Below are 14,888 nucleotides of genomic sequence, written 5' to 3'. Positions count from 1 at the left end.
CATCAGATAGCAGGACCAGCGACATGCCCGATTTCGACTATGACCTGTTCGTCATCGGTGCGGGCTCGGGCGGGACGCGCGCGGCGCGCGTGTCGGCGGCGCATGGCGCGCGCGTCGCGGTGGCGGAAGAATACCGTGTCGGCGGCACCTGCGTCATCCGCGGCTGCGTACCCAAGAAGCTGCTCGTCTACGGCGCGCATTTCGCCGAGGATTTGAAGGACGCGCAGCGGTTCGGCTGGAAGGTGCCCGACGCGCCCGAATTCGACTGGAAGTGCCTGACCACCAACGTCTTTGCCGAGGTCGACCGGATCAACCGCGCCTATACGACAACGATCGAGAGCAGCGGCGGCGAGATCATCCACCAGCGCGCGACCGTCTCGGGTCCAAACGAGGTGACGCTCGCCGACGGGACGAGGAAGACCGCAAGCAAGATCCTGATCGCGGTCGGCGCGCATCCGATGGTGCCCGAATGTCCGGGTCACGAATATGGCATCACCTCAAACGAGGCGTTCCACCTCGATGCGGTGCCCAAGCGCATCCTGATCGCGGGTGCGGGTTATATCGCCAACGAATTCGCGGGCATCTTCCACCAGCTTGGCAGCCATGTCATCCTGATGAACCGCAGCAAGGAGATCCTGCGCGGCTACGACCTGCAGATCCGCGATCGACTGTTGCAGATCAGCATGATGAAGGGGCTCGAGTTCCGCTTCGACGCGACGTTCCAGGGGATCGAGCGCGGGGCGGACGGCTGCCTGACGGTGAGCATGTCGAACCACGAGCCCGTCACGGTCGACGCGGTGATGTTCGCGACCGGGCGGCTGCCCAACACGCGTGGGCTCGGGCTGGAGAGCGCCGGCGTCGAGGTCGACGAGCTCGGCGCGATCAAAGTGGACGACGACAATCGCTCGACCTGTCCGTCGATCTTCGCGGTCGGCGACGTCACCAATCGCATCCAGCTGACCCCGATCGCGATCCGCGAGGGGCAGGCGTTCGCCGATACGCAGTTCGGCGGCAAGCCGACGCGTGTCGATTACGACTGCGTACCCTCTGCAGTGTTCAGCCACCCGCCGATCGGCGCGGTCGGCATGACCGAGGCGGAAGCGCGGCAGAAGCTCGGCTCGGTACGCGTCTATTCGTCCGACTTCCGCCCGATGAAGAACGTGCTCGCCAACCGCGACGAGCGCGCGCTCTACAAGATGGTGTGCGACGGCGAGACCGACCGCGTGGTCGGTATCCACATGATCGGTCCCGACTGCCCCGAGATCATCCAGGCGGCAGCGGTGGCGGTGAAGGCGGGGCTGACCAAGGCGCAGTTCGACGCCTGTGTCGCGCTCCACCCTACGATGGCGGAGGAACTGGTGCTGATGAAGTAGCGGCAGGCTCGGGATTGCGTTAGCAATCCGCACTCACGCTGCGTCGGGCAGCGGTCGAGCGCAGCTCGCCCGTCTGACGGCGTGGCGGAACGTACAGTCTCAGCCAGGATCAAAAGATACGTTGATCTGCATCAATCCGGCCGCTCCGAACGTATCTGGGTCAGCTCGATGATTGAGCCGGAGATGGATCATGCTACATAACAAGATGCTCGGCGCGATGGCCGCCGCCACCCTGATCGTCGGCGCGCCCGCGATCGCCAAGACCAACCCGCGCGTCGGCGGCGCGGCGATGTACCCGACCAAGACGATCGTGCAGAACGCCTCGACCGCCAGCAACCTGACGACGCTGGTCACCGCGGTGAAGGCGGCCGGGCTGGTCGACACGCTGAGCGGCCCTGGTCCGTTCACGGTGTTCGCACCGACCAACGCGGCGTTCGCCAAGCTGCCCGCCGACACGCTCGACACGTTGACGCGGCCCGAGAACAAGTCGCAGCTCACCAACATCCTGACCTACCACGTCGTGTCGGGCACGATGACCGCCAAGGACATCGCCGCGGCGATCAAGGCGGGCGGCGGCACCGCGACGCTGACCACGGTGCAGGGCGAACCGCTGACCGCGAAGATGACGGGCGGGCGGCTGGTGCTGACCGACGCGAAGGGCGGCACCTCGCTCGTCACGACCAAGGACGTGATGCAGTCGAACGGCGTCGTCCATGTCATCGACACGGTGCTGATGCCCTGACGCAGATCGAGCGGGCCGGGCGGACGATCTGCCTTGCCCGCTCATTTATCGCGGGGCGATGACGCCGCGACCGCACCCCGGTCGCGCGCGATGATCGCCAACGTGAAGCGCGAGATGCACACCAGTTTGCCCGCCTCGTCCTCGATCCGGATCGACCAGATCTGCGTCGTCCGCCCGCGCGCCTCGGGACGCGCCGTCGCATAGACGAACCCGTCGCCGGCCGGCCGGACGTGGTTGGCGTTGATCTCCAGCCCAACCGCCGCGAACTGCGACGGGTCGACCGTCATCGCGCCGGCGACCGATCCGATCGTCTCGGCGAGCACGACCGAGGCACCGCCGTGGAGGCGCCCGTACGGCTGCTTGGTCCGCTCGTTCACCGGCATCCGCGCGCGAATCCAGTCGTCGCCAACCTCGACGAATTCGATGCCGAGGAACCCCGGCATGCTGCCCTCACCCAGCGCGGTCAGCTGCGCGAGGTCGGGAAGTCCGTTGTGCCAGATCATCGCGTTTTCTCCCCGGTGCCGAACGGCAGGATCGTCTCATATTGCACCAGCGGCGGGGCGCCGGCCACCCGCGCGCCGCGACGCAGCAGAAAGGCGTGGCGTACGATCTCCGCCTGCTGCTCCAGCCCGTAGCGTGCGAGTGGCCAGCCGGGCTTCACCGTATAATGGTAGCGGCAGAATGGATGCCGCGCGAGCGGCAGGTAGACGCCGCGCTGGTGCTGCCAGATGTGACACAGCTCGTGGACGAACAGCCCCTGTTCGCCGAGCGAGGCGTGCGCGAAATCGTCGCGCCAGAGGTCGCCCTTGGGGTGGAAGTGGATCGTGCCCGCGGGCGCCATCACCGTATCCCGCGGCTGGAAGAAGGCCCATTTGCGGTTCGACACCCGCACCTGCGTGTAATCGATCGCGTCGCCGTAGACCGAGTGCGCTAGGTTGATCTCGCCCTCGGTCAATCCGCGCGCGGTCACGTCGACGGTCATTACTCCGGCCCGCTCGCCCCCGCGCTTACCACCTTGGCCTCGGCGACCGCGGTCTCGCCATCGGAGAAGCGGAACGTCATCGTTGCGGTCTTGCCGGGCGTGAGGCCTGCGGGCACGTCGAACAGCATCGCGTGGCGCCCGCCGGGTTCGAACGGCAGCGTCGCGCGCGCGAGCAGGTCGACCGAGGGAGTCGCGTCCATCGTCATCATGTCGCCCGCGGTCATGCGCGACAGGTGGAGCTCGACACGCGGCACGCCGGCGACCGTGACGCCGACCAGCTTCATGTCCGCCTTGCCGCCGTGGAGCGTGAAGTAACCCGCCGCCGGACGCCCCGGCACCGCCGCCAGCCGCACCCAGGCGTCGCTCGCCGCCGGCGCCTCGATCTTCGCGCAGGACGCGGTCAGCGTCGCGAGCGTCAGAACTGCCAGCAAGCCCTTGGCCACGATATTTCTCCCAGCATGGAACAACCCCGACGGCCTAGTCGCGGCAAAATCTTGCGGCAAGAAGCGCGCCACCTATATCGCCCCCCAGACAAGGAGGGTTGCGCTGCCGTAACGGGGCGTGACCGTATGTTTTTCATCGTTGTAGGGGCTAGGCAAAGCACTCATGGCAAAAGTTATCGGTATCGATCTCGGCACGACCAACTCGTGCGTTTCGGTGATGGAGGGCGGCAAGCCCAAGGTGATCGAGAACGCCGAGGGCGCGCGCACCACGCCGTCGATCGTCGCCTTCGCCAAGGACGGCGAGCGGCTGGTCGGCCAGCCGGCGAAGCGTCAGGCGGTCACCAACGGCGACAACACCATCTTCGCGGTGAAGCGCCTGATCGGTCGCCGGTTCGACGATCCGGTCACCAAGAAGGACACCGAGCTGGTCCCGTACAAGATCGTGCGCGGCCAGAACGGCGACGCGTGGGTCAATGCAGGCGGCAAGGATTATAGCCCCTCGCAGATCAGCGCCTTTACGCTGCAGAAGATGAAGGAAACCGCCGAGAGCTACCTCGGCGAAACGGTAACCCAGGCGGTCATCACCGTGCCGGCCTACTTCAACGACGCGCAGCGGCAGGCGACCAAGGACGCCGGGCAGATCGCCGGCCTAGAGGTGCTGCGCATCATCAACGAGCCGACCGCGGCGGCGCTGGCGTACGGGCTGGAGAAGCAGGACGGCAAGACGATCGCGGTGTACGATCTGGGTGGCGGCACGTTCGACGTCTCGATCCTCGAGATCGGCGATGGCGTGTTCGAGGTGAAGGCGACCAACGGCGACACCTTCCTGGGCGGCGAGGATTTCGACAACAAGATCGTCGATTATCTGGCGCAGGGGTTCCAGAAGGATGAGGGCATCGACCTCACCAAGGACAAGCTCGCGCTGCAGCGCCTGAAGGAAGCCGCGGAGAAGGCGAAGATCGAGCTCAGCTCGGCCGCGTCGACCGAGGTCAACCTGCCCTTCATCACCGCCGACCAGAACGGCCCGAAGCACCTGGTCAAGACGATCACGCGCGCCGACCTGGAGCGTCTGGTCGAAGATCTGATCAAGCGCACGCTGGAGCCGTGCAAGAAGGCGCTGGCGGACGCGGGCGTCAAGGCGGACGACATCAGCGAAGTGGTGCTGGTCGGCGGCATGACCCGCATGCCGCGCGTGCGCGAAGTGGTGAAGAACTTCTTCGGCAAGGACCCGCACACCGGCGTCAACCCGGACGAGGTCGTCGCGATGGGCGCCGCGATCCAGGCTGGCGTGCTTCAGGGTGACGTCAAGGACGTGCTGCTGCTCGACGTGACGCCCTTGTCGCTCGGCATCGAGACGCTGGGCGGCGTGTTCACGCGCATGATCGACCGCAACACGACGATCCCGACCAAGAAGTCGCAGACCTACTCGACCGCGGACGACAACCAGCAGGCGGTGACGATCCGCGTGTTCCAGGGCGAGCGCGAGATGGCGGCGGACAACAAGCTGCTGGGTCAGTTCGACTTGGTCGGCATCCCGTCGGCGCCGCGCGGCGTGCCGCAGATCGAGGTCACCTTCGACATCGACGCCAATGGCATCGTCAACGTGTCCGCGAAGGACAAGGGCACCGGCAAGGAGCAGCAGATCCGCATCCAGGCATCGGGCGGGTTGTCCGACGCCGACATCGACCAGATGGTGCGCGACGCGGAAAGCTTCGCCGAAGAGGACAAGAAGCGCCGTGCCGCGGCCGAGGCGAAGAACAACGCCGAGAGCCTGATCCACACCACCGAGCGCCAGCTGGCCGACAACGGCGACAAGGTCGACGCGTCGCTGAAGGGCGAGATCGAGGCAGCGATCGCCGAGGCGAAGACGGCGGTCGAAGGCAACGATCCCGACCAGATGAACGAGAAGGCGCAGGCGCTCGCGCAGGTCGCAATGAAGCTCGGTCAGGCGATCTACGAGAAGCAGGCGCAAGGCGAGGCGAGCCCGGGCGGCGATACCGACGCGGCCGCCGGCGCCAAGAAGGACGGCGACGACGTGGTCGACGCCGAATTCTCGGAAGTCGACGACAAGTAAATTGCGTTCCCCCTCTCCCCGCCGGGGAGAGGGCCGGGGTGAGGGGCCGGCGTCTCGCAGAGCGATGCGTCGGCTCACTTCCCTTCCCTCCCGTGGAGAGGGCAAAACGAGGCCGGCATGAGCACCACGATCGACTATTACGAACTGCTCGAATGCGAGCGCACCGCAGACGCCGGCACGATCAAGTCGTCGTACCGCAAGCTCGCAATGAAGTACCATCCCGACAAGAATGCCGGCTGCAAGGATTCAGAGGCCAAGTTCAAGGCCGTCAGCGAAGCGTATGATTGCCTCAAGGACCCGCAGAAGCGGGCGGCCTACGATCGCTTCGGCCACGCGGCGTTTCAGAACGGCGGCGGTGGTGCGGGTCCGCAGGATTTCGGCGGCTTCTCCGACATTTTCGAGAGCGTGTTCGGCGAGTTCATGGGCGGTCGCCAGCAGGGCGGACGCGCGCAGCAGCGGCGCGGCGCCGACCTACGCTACGACATGGAGATCACGCTCGAAGAAGCGTATCACGGCAAGCAGAGCGACATCACCGTCGACATCTCGGTCGCGTGCGACACCTGCCACGGCTCGGGTGCGAAGCCCGGCACCCACGCGCACCAGTGCAAGACCTGCGCAGGCCACGGCAAGGTGCGCGCGCAACAGGGCTTCTTCGTGGTCGAGCGCGCTTGCCCGGCCTGCCACGGCTCGGGCGAGGTGATCGACACGCCGTGCAGCGATTGCCGCGGTGAGGGCCGGGTCGAGCAGACCAAGACGCTGAACGTCAACGTACCGCCCGGCGTCGACGAGGGCACGCGCGTACGCCTGTCGGGCGAGGGCGAGGCTGGCGCGCGCGGTGCGCCTCCCGGCGACCTCTACATCTTCCTGCATGTAAAGCGGCACAACCTGTTCGAGCGCGAGGGCACGACGCTGTTCGCGCGCGCGCCGATCAGCTTCACCACCGCGTCGCTGGGCGGCACGATGTCGATCCCCGGCCTCGACGGCCGCGCGCACGAGATCCGCATCCCCGCCGGCATCCAGTCGGGCAAGCAATTGCGCCAGCGCGGCGCGGGCATGCCGGTGCTGCAGGGCCGCGGCCACGGTGACCTTGTGATCCAGATCGACGTCGAGACGCCGACCAAGCTGTCGACCCGCCAGCGCGAGTTGCTGGAACTGTTCCGCGAAACCGAGACGGGTGACGAATGCCCGCAGAGTCAGGGCTTCTTCTCGCGCCTCAAGAACGCGTTCGCCGGGGAGTGAGCGAGATTTCGGAAGCTAACACGGCCGCGCAGCACTGCGGCCTTGTCGCAATCGTCGGCGCGCCCAACGCGGGCAAATCGACGCTCGTTAACGCTTTGGTCGGGCAGAAGGTCGCGATCGTCAGCCCCAAGGCGCAGACGACGCGGACCAAGCTGATGGGCGTTGCGATCCGTGACGAGACGCAATTGCTGCTGGTCGACACACCCGGCATCTTCGAGCCGAAGCGCCGCTTCGACCGCGCGATGGTCGCCGCCGCCTGGGGCGGGGCCGAGGGTGCGGACGTGATCGCGCTGGTGGTCGATGCCAAGGGCGGGCTCGGCCCCAAGGTCACGGAAATCGCCGAAGCGCTGAAAGGCCGATCGGAGCCGATTTACCTCGTGCTCAACAAGGTCGACTTGGCCGACAAGCCCAAGCTGCTGCTCCACGCCGAGCGGTTGAACGCGATGCTGCCGTTCGCCGAAACCTTCTTCATCTCCGCGCAGACCGGCGATGGGGTGAAGGAGTTGAAGGACGCGTTCGCCGCCGCGATGCCCGCGGGGCCGTGGCACTACCCCGAGGACCAGGTGTCGGACGCGAGCGAGCGCGCGCTCGCCGCCGAGGTAACACGCGAGCAGATCTACCTCCAGCTTCACGCCGAGCTGCCCTACGCGAGCGTGGTGGAAACCGAGAAGTTCGAGGAACGCGCGGACGGCTCGGCCGAAATCCACCAGCAAATCCTCGTCGAGCGCGTGACGCAGCGCGCGATCGTGCTCGGCAAGGGGGGTGCGCGCATTCGTGAGATCGGCGCGCGCGCGCGGGCGGAGCTGGCGGTACTGCTCGATCGGCCGGTGCACCTGTACCTGCACGTCAAGGTCAAGCCCGACTGGGATGAGGACCGCAGCGTCTACCGTGACCTGGGGCTCGACTGGGTCGATTGAGCGGTCAGCGTGCCTGCGCGCCGATCACCTCCTCGACCCACGCCGGCACCAGCACGCTTGCGGGGCCAAGCCGCGTTTCGTTGAACCAGTCGCTGCCTGCCGAGCGTTCGAGATTCAGCTCGAGCGTCTCCGCGCCGTCATGCGCGGCGAGTCGAACGAAGCCGGCGGCGGGGTAGACCGCGCCCGAGGTGCCGATCGAGACGAACAGGTCGGCGTGTTCCAGCGCCTGCTCGATCCGATCCATCTGGTACGGCATTTCTCCGAAGAAGACGATGTCTGGGCGCAAGGCATTTTCACCGCAGTCCGGGCACGGCGCACCGGGTGGCAGCGGGCCTTCCCAAGCGGTGCGTATGCCGCACAACCCACATAATGCCGAGCGCAGTTCGCCGTGCATGTGGAGCAACCGCTTCGTGCCCGCGCGCTCGTGCAGATCGTCGACATTCTGCGTTATGATCAGCAACTCCCCTGTCCATGCCGCATCGAGACGCGCCAGCGCGACGTGCGCCGCATTGGGTGCGACATGGTTCAGCGCCGCGCGGCGCGCATCGTAGAAGCGATGGACGAGCGTCGCGTCGGCCGCCAGCGCTTCAGGCGTGCACACATCCTCGACGCGGTGCCCTTCCCACAGGCCGCCTGGCCGGCGAAAGGTCGCGATCCCGCTTTCCGCGGAGATGCCAGCCCCGGTGAGGATCACGATGTTGCGGATTTCGCTCATCTTGCGAGCCTGACACAGGTCCGATCCAGCTGCCACTCGCTTCGCGTCTGCGATGAACGCGACGTTGTTTCAGGTTCATGCAACAGGTGGCATCCAGCGTCCGTTTCATCTTCAACGCGAAACAAACCGGGAGAATGTTCATGCGTAATCTGATGCTGGCGCTTGGCGCGACCACGATGGTCCTGCCGACGTTGATCGCGACGACCCACGATGCCGATGCGCGCAAGCGTTATTCGTATCGCGAGTGGCGCGGCAATGACGGGCGGCTGCGCTGCCGCAAGCCGAACGGCACCACCGGGCTGGTCGTCGGCGGCGTGGCGGGTGCGTTGGTCGGGCGCACGATCGATACGCGCGGTGATCGCACACTCGGTACCGTATTGGGCGGGGTCGGTGGCGCGCTGGCAGGACGTGCGATCGAGCGCAACGGGGATCGCCAGTGCCGATGATGCGTGGCTGACGCACGGCTGAATGCAACCGAAGCGTACGGGTGTGGTTCTCCTCGCGGAACCACACCCGTTTCCATATCAAGGAGCATCCATGTCGGTCAGAAGCGCATCCGCCCGGTACGAAGGTCTGGGCAAGGACGGCAAGGGGCACGTGTCGACGCAGTCGGGCGTGCTGTCCGACAATGCCTATGGCTTCAACACGCGGTTCGAGAATGAACCGGGCACCAACCCTGAGGAACTGATCGCCGCCGCGCATGCGAGCTGCTTCACGATGGCGTTGAGCTTTGCACTGGCCGAGGCGGGACACAGCGACGGCACGCTGGAGACGACGGCGAAGGTCACGCTCGACAAGGATGGCGCAGGTTTCAAGGTCAGCAAGTCCGCGCTTGAACTGGTCGCCAGCGTACCCGGCATCGAGCAGGCGGACTTCGATCGGATCGCCGACGACGCAAAGGCGAATTGCCCGATCTCCAAATTGTTGAACGCGGAAATCACGCTTGAGAAAACGCTGAAGACCGCGTGAACGTCGCGTAGTTTCTTGTTCATGCAACCGGCCGGGTTTGGCTAGGTTTTCACCTTATCCTGCAAGTTGGAGTTGTTTGATGCGTATTGTTCTTGCCGCGGCGCTGGCCGCTACGACGCTGGGCGGGGTGCCCGCCTTGGCGCAGAACCCTTATCAGGCCAATCGCGACTATAATCGTGACGTGCGTGATGCACGGCGCGATTACCGCGACAACATTCGCGATGCCGACAATCGCCGCGACGTGCGCGATGCGCACCGCGAATATCGCGACGACATCCGCGATGCGCGCAAGGATTACCGCAAGGACGTGCGCGACTGGCGTCAGTCGAACCGCTACGACTACAACCGGTTCGAGCCGGGTCAGCGTGGTTATTACGCCGATCGTTACTATCGTGACGGCCGCTACTACCAGACGCGATCGCTCGGACGTAACGACCGCATCTATCGCGGCAGCGACAATCGTTATTATTGCCGCCGCAACGACGGGACGACCGGGCTTGTGGTCGGCGGGCTGGCGGGCGGTGCGCTCGGCAATGTGATCGCGGGCGGCGGTTCGCGGTTGCTTGGCACGCTGATCGGCGCGGGCGGCGGTGCACTGCTCGGCCAGTCGGTCGATCGCGGCAACGTGCGCTGCCGCTGACCGCCGAGAGGGCTAAGGTAGAAGGGCTCGGTACGATACCGAGCCCTTTTCACATCAGAGGATGCCGCCGCCCAGCATCAGACGCGCCGCAAAGATGACGATCAGGACGAGGTTCAGGTTGCGCCCCGAGTTCGACGACGACAGCGCGCCGATCGCGGCGCCGACGATGGCGATCGGGATGACGAACCAGTAACCCCAGGCAAAGAACGGCAGGAACGGCACGATGCCGAGCACCAGCGCGACGAGGCCGATCAGGATCGAAAGGATGTTGAACATGACATCCATGTGGCCTCACCCTCGGTGTCTTGCAAGGATGACACACATTTTGTCACACGCTTCCTTAACGGCGTCGGCGGCATAGCGGGCGCATCGTTCGAGCTGCGATGGACCTGATGACCCGCTTTCTTCTCTCCGCCCTCCTCGTGCTCGCGCTTGCCGGTTGCGGCGACCAGACGCCCGAACAATCTGCCGCTCCCGGTCCGGCAGCCGCCGTAACCAGCACCGCGGCTTCCTCCGCCGCGGCCGATCCGGCGCTCACCGCGGCGCTGCGCGACCAGATCATGGTCGATCCGTCATTGGTGCAGCAGGCCAACGCCGACACGGTGCGCCCGCCGACGCAGCCGCAGAGCGGAGCACTGCCCCCGGTCGACATCGCCGCCGCCGCGCACGCTCAGCCAGCCGCGCTCGCCGCATCACCGGGCGAGGCGTTGCGCAGCGCTCCCGCTGCCACCGGCGAGTGCCGTCAGTGCGCAATCGCACGCCGCTCGCTGACGCTCGGCGCGCTGGCGGAGGCGCAGGGCGGCCGTACCGGGCAATGCGCCGCAAACGTCGACTATTCCGCCGGCTGGGCCAACCGGCTGCCGCGCGAGGTACCGCTCTACCCCGACGCGCGCGTGACCGAGGCCGCAGGCGCCGATGGGCAGGGTTGCGCGCTTCGCGTCGTCAGCTTCTCCAGCGCCGCACCGATGCAGCGACTGCTCGACTGGTATTACACCAAGTCGGGTGACGCGGGTTACACGGCCCAGCACCAGGCCGACGGGGCCGAGCACGTGCTGGCGGGCAACCGCCGCGGCGGGGGCTCATTCCTGGCATTGATGCGCGCGCGGCAGGACGGCGGCACCGACGTCGACCTGATGGCGGACGGCGGCTGAGCGGACGGTTCGCGCGCCGACGCCCCCGCAGGTCTGTCGACCCGCGACCACGCATTCCTTTCGCAGCGGTTTGGCGGTAGGGCGCGTGGATGAATGCGCTTCTTCCCGTCATGGCAGGCGGCGCGCTCGGCTCGGCCGGGCGCTACCTGACCGGACGCTTCACGCTATCGCTGCTCGGCCCCGACTGGCCGTGGGGCACGATGACCGTCAACCTCGTCGGTGGATTGCTGATGGGGTTGTTGACCGGCGTGCTGGCGCGCGTCTCCGCGCCTGAAGGGTGGCGACTGTTTCTCGCGATCGGCGTGCTGGGCGGGTTCACGACCTTTTCGTCCTTCTCGCTCGACACGGTCAACATGATCGAGCGCGGTGCGATCGTGCCCGCACTCGGCTATGTCGCGGCGTCGGTAATCGGATCGATCGTCGCGCTGTTCGCGGGCGTGTCGATCGTGCGGGGTGTTGCGTGAACAAGGTCGTCGAGAACGTCCGCCAGTTCGTCATCGCGCCCGATGACGATGGCATCCGCGTCGATCGCTGGTTCAAGCGGCACCTTGATGCGACGAGCTTCACGACCGTCGCCAAATGGGCGCGGACGGGGCAGCTTCGCCTTGACGGCGCACGCGTAGGCCCCGGCGACCGCGTGCAGGCGGGTCAGACGCTGCGTATCCCGCCGGTCGAAGCGGTGCGCACTACCGCGCGCCCGCAGCGGGAGCGCACGCCGCTGACGACCGACGAGCAGACGTTCGCGCGCGAGATGGTGATCCACCGCGACGCGCAGGCGCTGGTGCTCAACAAGCCGCCGGGTCTGGCGACGCAGGGCGGCACCAAGACGACCGCGCATGTCGACGGGTTGCTCGACGCGTTGCAGGACGATCTGGAGGGACGGCCCAAGCTGGTCCACCGGCTCGACAAGGATACGTCGGGCGCGTTGCTGGTCGCGCGCACGTCGCGTGCGGCGGCGTTCTTCGCCAAGACCTTCTCAAGCCGCACGGCCAAGAAGGTCTATTGGGCGCTGGTCGTCGGGGTCCCTTCGATCGACGATGGCATGGTCGAGCTACCGATCGCCAAGCAGCCCGGCACCGGCGGCGAGAAGATGCACGTGGATGAGGCGGAGGGGCAGGCAGCGCGCAGCCGCTACCGCGTGATCGAGCGTGCGGGCAACCGCACCTGCTGGGTTGAGCTGCAACCGCTGACCGGGCGCACGCACCAGTTGCGCGTCCACATGGCGGCGATCGGCCATCCGATCGTCGGCGACGGCAAGTACGGCGGTCCGGCGGCGTTCCTGACCGGCGGGATCAGCCGCAAGATGCACCTGCACGCGCGCCGCATCCGCGTCGATCACCCCGATGGCGGTGAGATCGACGTGACCGCGGAGCTGCCGCAGCATTTCGCCGAGAGCCTGGCGAGCCTGGGATTCGAGGAGATGGCGGGCAATTCTATGCCGATCAACGACTTCGTACCCCCGACGCGCGAGGAGAAAAAGGCCAAGGCGCGCGCCCATGCCAAGGGGGTGCGAAAGGCGCGGCGCGGCGAGCGGCGCGGGCGCGGCAGCCGCGACGAGTGACGACGAACGTCAGGTGTCGCGGCGTGACGAGAGACGAAGGTGCCGCATCTGGACGATGGGAGACGCGGCCGTCGCGGCGCGGCCCGCGTCCTGGCGCCTATACCGCGATGCCGCTCAGGTAGCTCCAGCCAGCGTAGCCGAACAGGAGCAGCGATGCGCCGCTGGTGATGCCGACCAGCACATAGCCGATGGCGGAGAGCATCGCCGGGTTGGGACGGCTCAGCTTCGCATTGCGCGAGGCGCCCGACATGACGAAGGTCAACAACAAGCCGTAGGTAAAGGCAACCGCACCGAACATCGATCTCACCCGCTGCGACCGCTTATTCTCCCCGCGGTCATGCCGGTGTTAAACATATCCAAGTTAACGAACCTAGCGGGTGAAGCAACACTCGTCGTGCCAGAACAACGCCTTGCCGATCGAGCCGGATCGTTCCTTGCCCATCAGCATTGTGCCGCGCCGACGAAGCAATGGCGGGCTGCGCCGACCGCTGCTAGAGCCCTGACCATGCCCGATACGCCCGTCCGCCTCGCGCTCTTCGACTGCGATGGCACCCTTGTCGACAGTCATGCCAACATCTGTCGCGCGATGGAGCAGGCGTTCGCGGGAAATGGTATCACAGCACCCTCGCCTGAGGCGATCCGGGGCATCGTCGGATTGAGCCTGGTCGAGGCGGTCGCGGTGCTTGCGCCGGGTGCCGACGCCGCATTCCACCATGCGGTGGCGGACGACTACAAGGCCGCGTTCCAGCGGATGCGCGCGGACGGAGCGTTGGAGGCCGAGCCGCTGTACCACGGGCTGGTCGAGGCGCTCGACCGGCTGGCCGCGGACGACTGGGTGCTCGGCGTCGCGACCGGCAAGTCCGACCGCGGTCTGGCGCACGTTCTGGCGCATCACGGACTCACCGATCGATTCGTCACGTTGCAGACGGCCGACCGGCACCCGTCGAAGCCGCACCCGTCGATGATCCGCGCGTGCATGGAACAGGTCGGCTCGACACCCGATCGGACCGTGATGATCGGCGATACGAGCTATGACATGGAGATGGCGTGCGCCGCGGGCGTGCGCGCGATCGGCGTCACCTGGGGCTACCATGACGAGGCGCTGCTGCGCGCCGCCGGGGCCGAGGCGATCGTGCATCGCTACGCCGACCTGTGCGATGCGATGAAGGCAGAGGTGACGGCATGAGCGATCCCGCAGGCCCACGCTGGGCGGCGATCACCGGGGTGCGCATCGCCGGTAGCTTCGGCGCGGTGCTCGGCGTGATCCTGACCGGGCGGGCGGAGACCACCGGACCAAAAGTGCTGGGTGTCGCGATCGTGCTCGCCGCATTGTGGATGCTGGCGACGGTGCCCAAGGCGCTCGCCGCACGCTGGCGGTCGCCGCAGTGAAGCGGTTCTGGCGCGAGGTCGCGATCGATGGTGACGGTGTCATCCGGCTCGACGATCGCCCTGTTCGCACGCCCGGACGCGCGGCACTGGCGCTGCCGAGCGTAGAGCTTGCCGACGCGGTCGCCGGTGAATGGCGCAGCGTGGGTGAGATGGTCGATCCACGCGCGATGCCGCTGACGGGTCTCGCCAATGCCGCGATCGATCGCGTCGCGCCCGACATAGAGGCATTCGCACAAGGGCTCGCCGCCTATGCCGACAGCGACCTGCTCTACTACCGTGCCGATCAGCCGCCCGAGTTGGTGGCGCGACAATCGGCCAAGTGGGATCCGCTGCTGGAGTGGGCGCGCGACCGCTACGACGTGCATTTCGAGCCGGTCGCCGGCATCGTCCACCATGCGCAGCCCGCTGCGACGGTCCAGCGGCTAAGCGACGCGGTGAAGGCGCGCGATGCCTTCGCACTGGTGCCACTGTCGCCGATGGTGACGATCACCGGCACTTTGGTCGGCACGCTCGCGCTGGCGGAAGGCGCCATCGACGCCGACACGCTGTGGAACGCCGCGCATGTCGACGAGGACTGGCAGGCGGAGTTGTGGGGCGAGGACAGCCTCGCCACGCAAGCGCGCGCGCACAAGCGACGCGAGTTCGACGCCGCCGTGTGCTTCCTCTCGCTACTGTGATCCGGGCGCTCGCCGT

The 14,888-nt window shown here is 66.8% G+C and carries 20 protein-coding genes; 14 read left to right on the top strand and 6 right to left on the bottom strand.

Going from position 1 to position 14,888, the window contains the following annotated elements; translation table 11 throughout:
- Positions 1–23 precede the first annotated feature (23 nt).
- Together gor and SMN802W_RS0105005 are read left to right on the top strand one after the other, a co-directional pair.
- Entirely contained in the window at positions 24–1,373 is a 1,350-nt protein-coding gene (gor, locus tag SMN802W_RS0105010; protein ID WP_019515799.1) for a glutathione-disulfide reductase, read from the top strand.
- A gap of 190 nt (positions 1,374–1,563) precedes the next feature.
- Positions 1,564–2,115, top strand: coding sequence for a fasciclin domain-containing protein (locus SMN802W_RS0105005; RefSeq protein ID WP_019515798.1), 552 nt, complete (start codon positions 1,564–1,566; stop codon positions 2,113–2,115).
- Positions 2,116–2,156: 41 nt separating this feature from the next.
- On the opposite strand, the gene SMN802W_RS16450 is transcribed toward SMN802W_RS0105005, so the two are convergent.
- From SMN802W_RS16450 to SMN802W_RS0104990, 3 genes are read right to left on the bottom strand one after another with little or no spacing between them, the layout of a single operon-like run.
- Entirely contained in the window at positions 2,157–2,618 is a 462-nt protein-coding gene (locus tag SMN802W_RS16450; protein ID WP_019515797.1) for a hotdog fold thioesterase, read from the bottom strand.
- Positions 2,615–3,097, bottom strand: coding sequence for a hypothetical protein (locus SMN802W_RS0104995; protein ID WP_019515796.1), 483 nt, complete (start codon positions 3,095–3,097; stop codon positions 2,615–2,617). Before SMN802W_RS0104995 ends, SMN802W_RS16450 begins: the two co-directional genes overlap by 4 nt.
- Entirely contained in the window at positions 3,097–3,540 is a 444-nt protein-coding gene (locus SMN802W_RS0104990; protein ID WP_019515795.1) for a copper chaperone PCu(A)C, read from the bottom strand. Before SMN802W_RS0104990 ends, SMN802W_RS0104995 begins: the two co-directional genes overlap by 1 nt.
- Before the next feature lie 163 nt (positions 3,541–3,703).
- Between SMN802W_RS0104990 and dnaK the strand changes: the two genes are divergently transcribed.
- The 3 genes from dnaK to era all read left to right on the top strand — a co-directional run bounded on the left by dnaK (position 3,704) and on the right by era (position 7,770).
- Complete coding sequence (dnaK, locus tag SMN802W_RS0104985) at positions 3,704–5,614, top strand: molecular chaperone DnaK (protein WP_019515794.1); 1,911 nt, start codon at positions 3,704–3,706, stop codon at positions 5,612–5,614.
- Between the two features lie 117 nt (positions 5,615–5,731).
- A complete protein-coding gene (dnaJ, locus tag SMN802W_RS0104980) occupies positions 5,732–6,853 on the top strand; it encodes a molecular chaperone DnaJ (RefSeq protein ID WP_019515793.1) in 1,122 nt (373 codons plus the stop codon).
- Positions 6,850–7,770: a GTPase Era gene (era, locus tag SMN802W_RS0104975; RefSeq protein WP_019515792.1), complete on the top strand. Its 921-nt coding sequence runs from the start codon at positions 6,850–6,852 to the stop codon at positions 7,768–7,770. Before dnaJ ends, era begins: the two co-directional genes overlap by 4 nt.
- A gap of 4 nt (positions 7,771–7,774) precedes the next feature.
- Here era and SMN802W_RS0104970 read toward each other — a convergent pair whose 3' ends face one another.
- Complete coding sequence (locus tag SMN802W_RS0104970) at positions 7,775–8,485, bottom strand: NAD-dependent deacylase (protein ID WP_019515791.1); 711 nt, start codon at positions 8,483–8,485, stop codon at positions 7,775–7,777.
- Between the two features lie 140 nt (positions 8,486–8,625).
- Between SMN802W_RS0104970 and SMN802W_RS0104965 the strand changes: the two genes are divergently transcribed.
- The 3 genes from SMN802W_RS0104965 to SMN802W_RS0104955 all read left to right on the top strand — a co-directional run bounded on the left by SMN802W_RS0104965 (position 8,626) and on the right by SMN802W_RS0104955 (position 10,094).
- Positions 8,626–8,931, top strand: coding sequence for a glycine zipper 2TM domain-containing protein (locus tag SMN802W_RS0104965; RefSeq protein ID WP_026325768.1), 306 nt, complete (start codon positions 8,626–8,628; stop codon positions 8,929–8,931).
- Between the two features lie 91 nt (positions 8,932–9,022).
- Positions 9,023–9,454, top strand: coding sequence for an OsmC family protein (locus SMN802W_RS0104960; protein WP_019515789.1), 432 nt, complete (start codon positions 9,023–9,025; stop codon positions 9,452–9,454).
- Between the two features lie 79 nt (positions 9,455–9,533).
- Positions 9,534–10,094, top strand: coding sequence for a glycine zipper 2TM domain-containing protein (locus tag SMN802W_RS0104955; protein WP_019515788.1), 561 nt, complete (start codon positions 9,534–9,536; stop codon positions 10,092–10,094).
- A gap of 54 nt (positions 10,095–10,148) precedes the next feature.
- Here the strand turns inward: SMN802W_RS0104955 and SMN802W_RS0104950 are convergent, their stop codons facing one another.
- Positions 10,149–10,379 (bottom strand): hypothetical protein, encoded by a 231-nt coding sequence (locus tag SMN802W_RS0104950; protein ID WP_019515787.1) that lies wholly within the window; start codon positions 10,377–10,379, stop codon positions 10,149–10,151.
- A 98-nt stretch (positions 10,380–10,477) separates the two neighbouring features.
- Between SMN802W_RS0104950 and SMN802W_RS0104945 the strand changes: the two genes are divergently transcribed.
- The 3 genes from SMN802W_RS0104945 (at position 10,478) to SMN802W_RS0104935 (ending at position 12,806) form a co-directional block, all read left to right on the top strand.
- Complete coding sequence (locus tag SMN802W_RS0104945) at positions 10,478–11,245, top strand: hypothetical protein (RefSeq protein WP_019515786.1); 768 nt, start codon at positions 10,478–10,480, stop codon at positions 11,243–11,245.
- 89 nt (positions 11,246–11,334) lie between these two features.
- The gene (gene crcB / locus SMN802W_RS0104940; protein WP_019515785.1) at positions 11,335–11,709 is read left to right on the top strand and encodes a fluoride efflux transporter CrcB; all 375 of its coding nucleotides are present in this window, start codon (positions 11,335–11,337) and stop codon (positions 11,707–11,709) included.
- Complete coding sequence (locus SMN802W_RS0104935) at positions 11,706–12,806, top strand: RluA family pseudouridine synthase (protein WP_019515784.1); 1,101 nt, start codon at positions 11,706–11,708, stop codon at positions 12,804–12,806. Before crcB ends, SMN802W_RS0104935 begins: the two co-directional genes overlap by 4 nt.
- Before the next feature lie 97 nt (positions 12,807–12,903).
- Here the strand turns inward: SMN802W_RS0104935 and SMN802W_RS0104930 are convergent, their stop codons facing one another.
- A complete protein-coding gene (locus SMN802W_RS0104930) occupies positions 12,904–13,104 on the bottom strand; it encodes a hypothetical protein (protein ID WP_019515783.1) in 201 nt (66 codons plus the stop codon).
- 207 nt (positions 13,105–13,311) lie between these two features.
- Here SMN802W_RS0104930 and SMN802W_RS0104925 point away from each other — a divergent pair, with 207 nt between their 5' ends.
- From SMN802W_RS0104925 to SMN802W_RS0104915, 3 genes are read left to right on the top strand one after another with little or no spacing between them, the layout of a single operon-like run.
- Positions 13,312–13,992, top strand: coding sequence for an HAD-IA family hydrolase (locus SMN802W_RS0104925; protein ID WP_037523158.1), 681 nt, complete (start codon positions 13,312–13,314; stop codon positions 13,990–13,992).
- Positions 13,989–14,195, top strand: a complete 207-nt coding sequence (locus tag SMN802W_RS0104920) for a hypothetical protein (protein ID WP_019515780.1) — start codon at positions 13,989–13,991, stop codon at positions 14,193–14,195. The genes SMN802W_RS0104925 and SMN802W_RS0104920 overlap by 4 nt, the downstream gene beginning before the upstream one ends.
- Entirely contained in the window at positions 14,192–14,872 is a 681-nt protein-coding gene (locus SMN802W_RS0104915; protein ID WP_019515779.1) for an ATP12 family chaperone protein, read from the top strand. Before SMN802W_RS0104920 ends, SMN802W_RS0104915 begins: the two co-directional genes overlap by 4 nt.
- Positions 14,873–14,888: the final 16 nt, after the last annotated feature.

Origin of the sequence: Sphingomonas sp. Mn802worker, from assembly GCF_000382485.1 — a bacterium.
Taxonomy (GTDB): domain Bacteria; phylum Pseudomonadota; class Alphaproteobacteria; order Sphingomonadales; family Sphingomonadaceae; genus Sphingomonas.
Note: the sequence above shows the minus strand (reverse complement) of the source record. Positions and strands in the feature narration are given on the sequence as shown.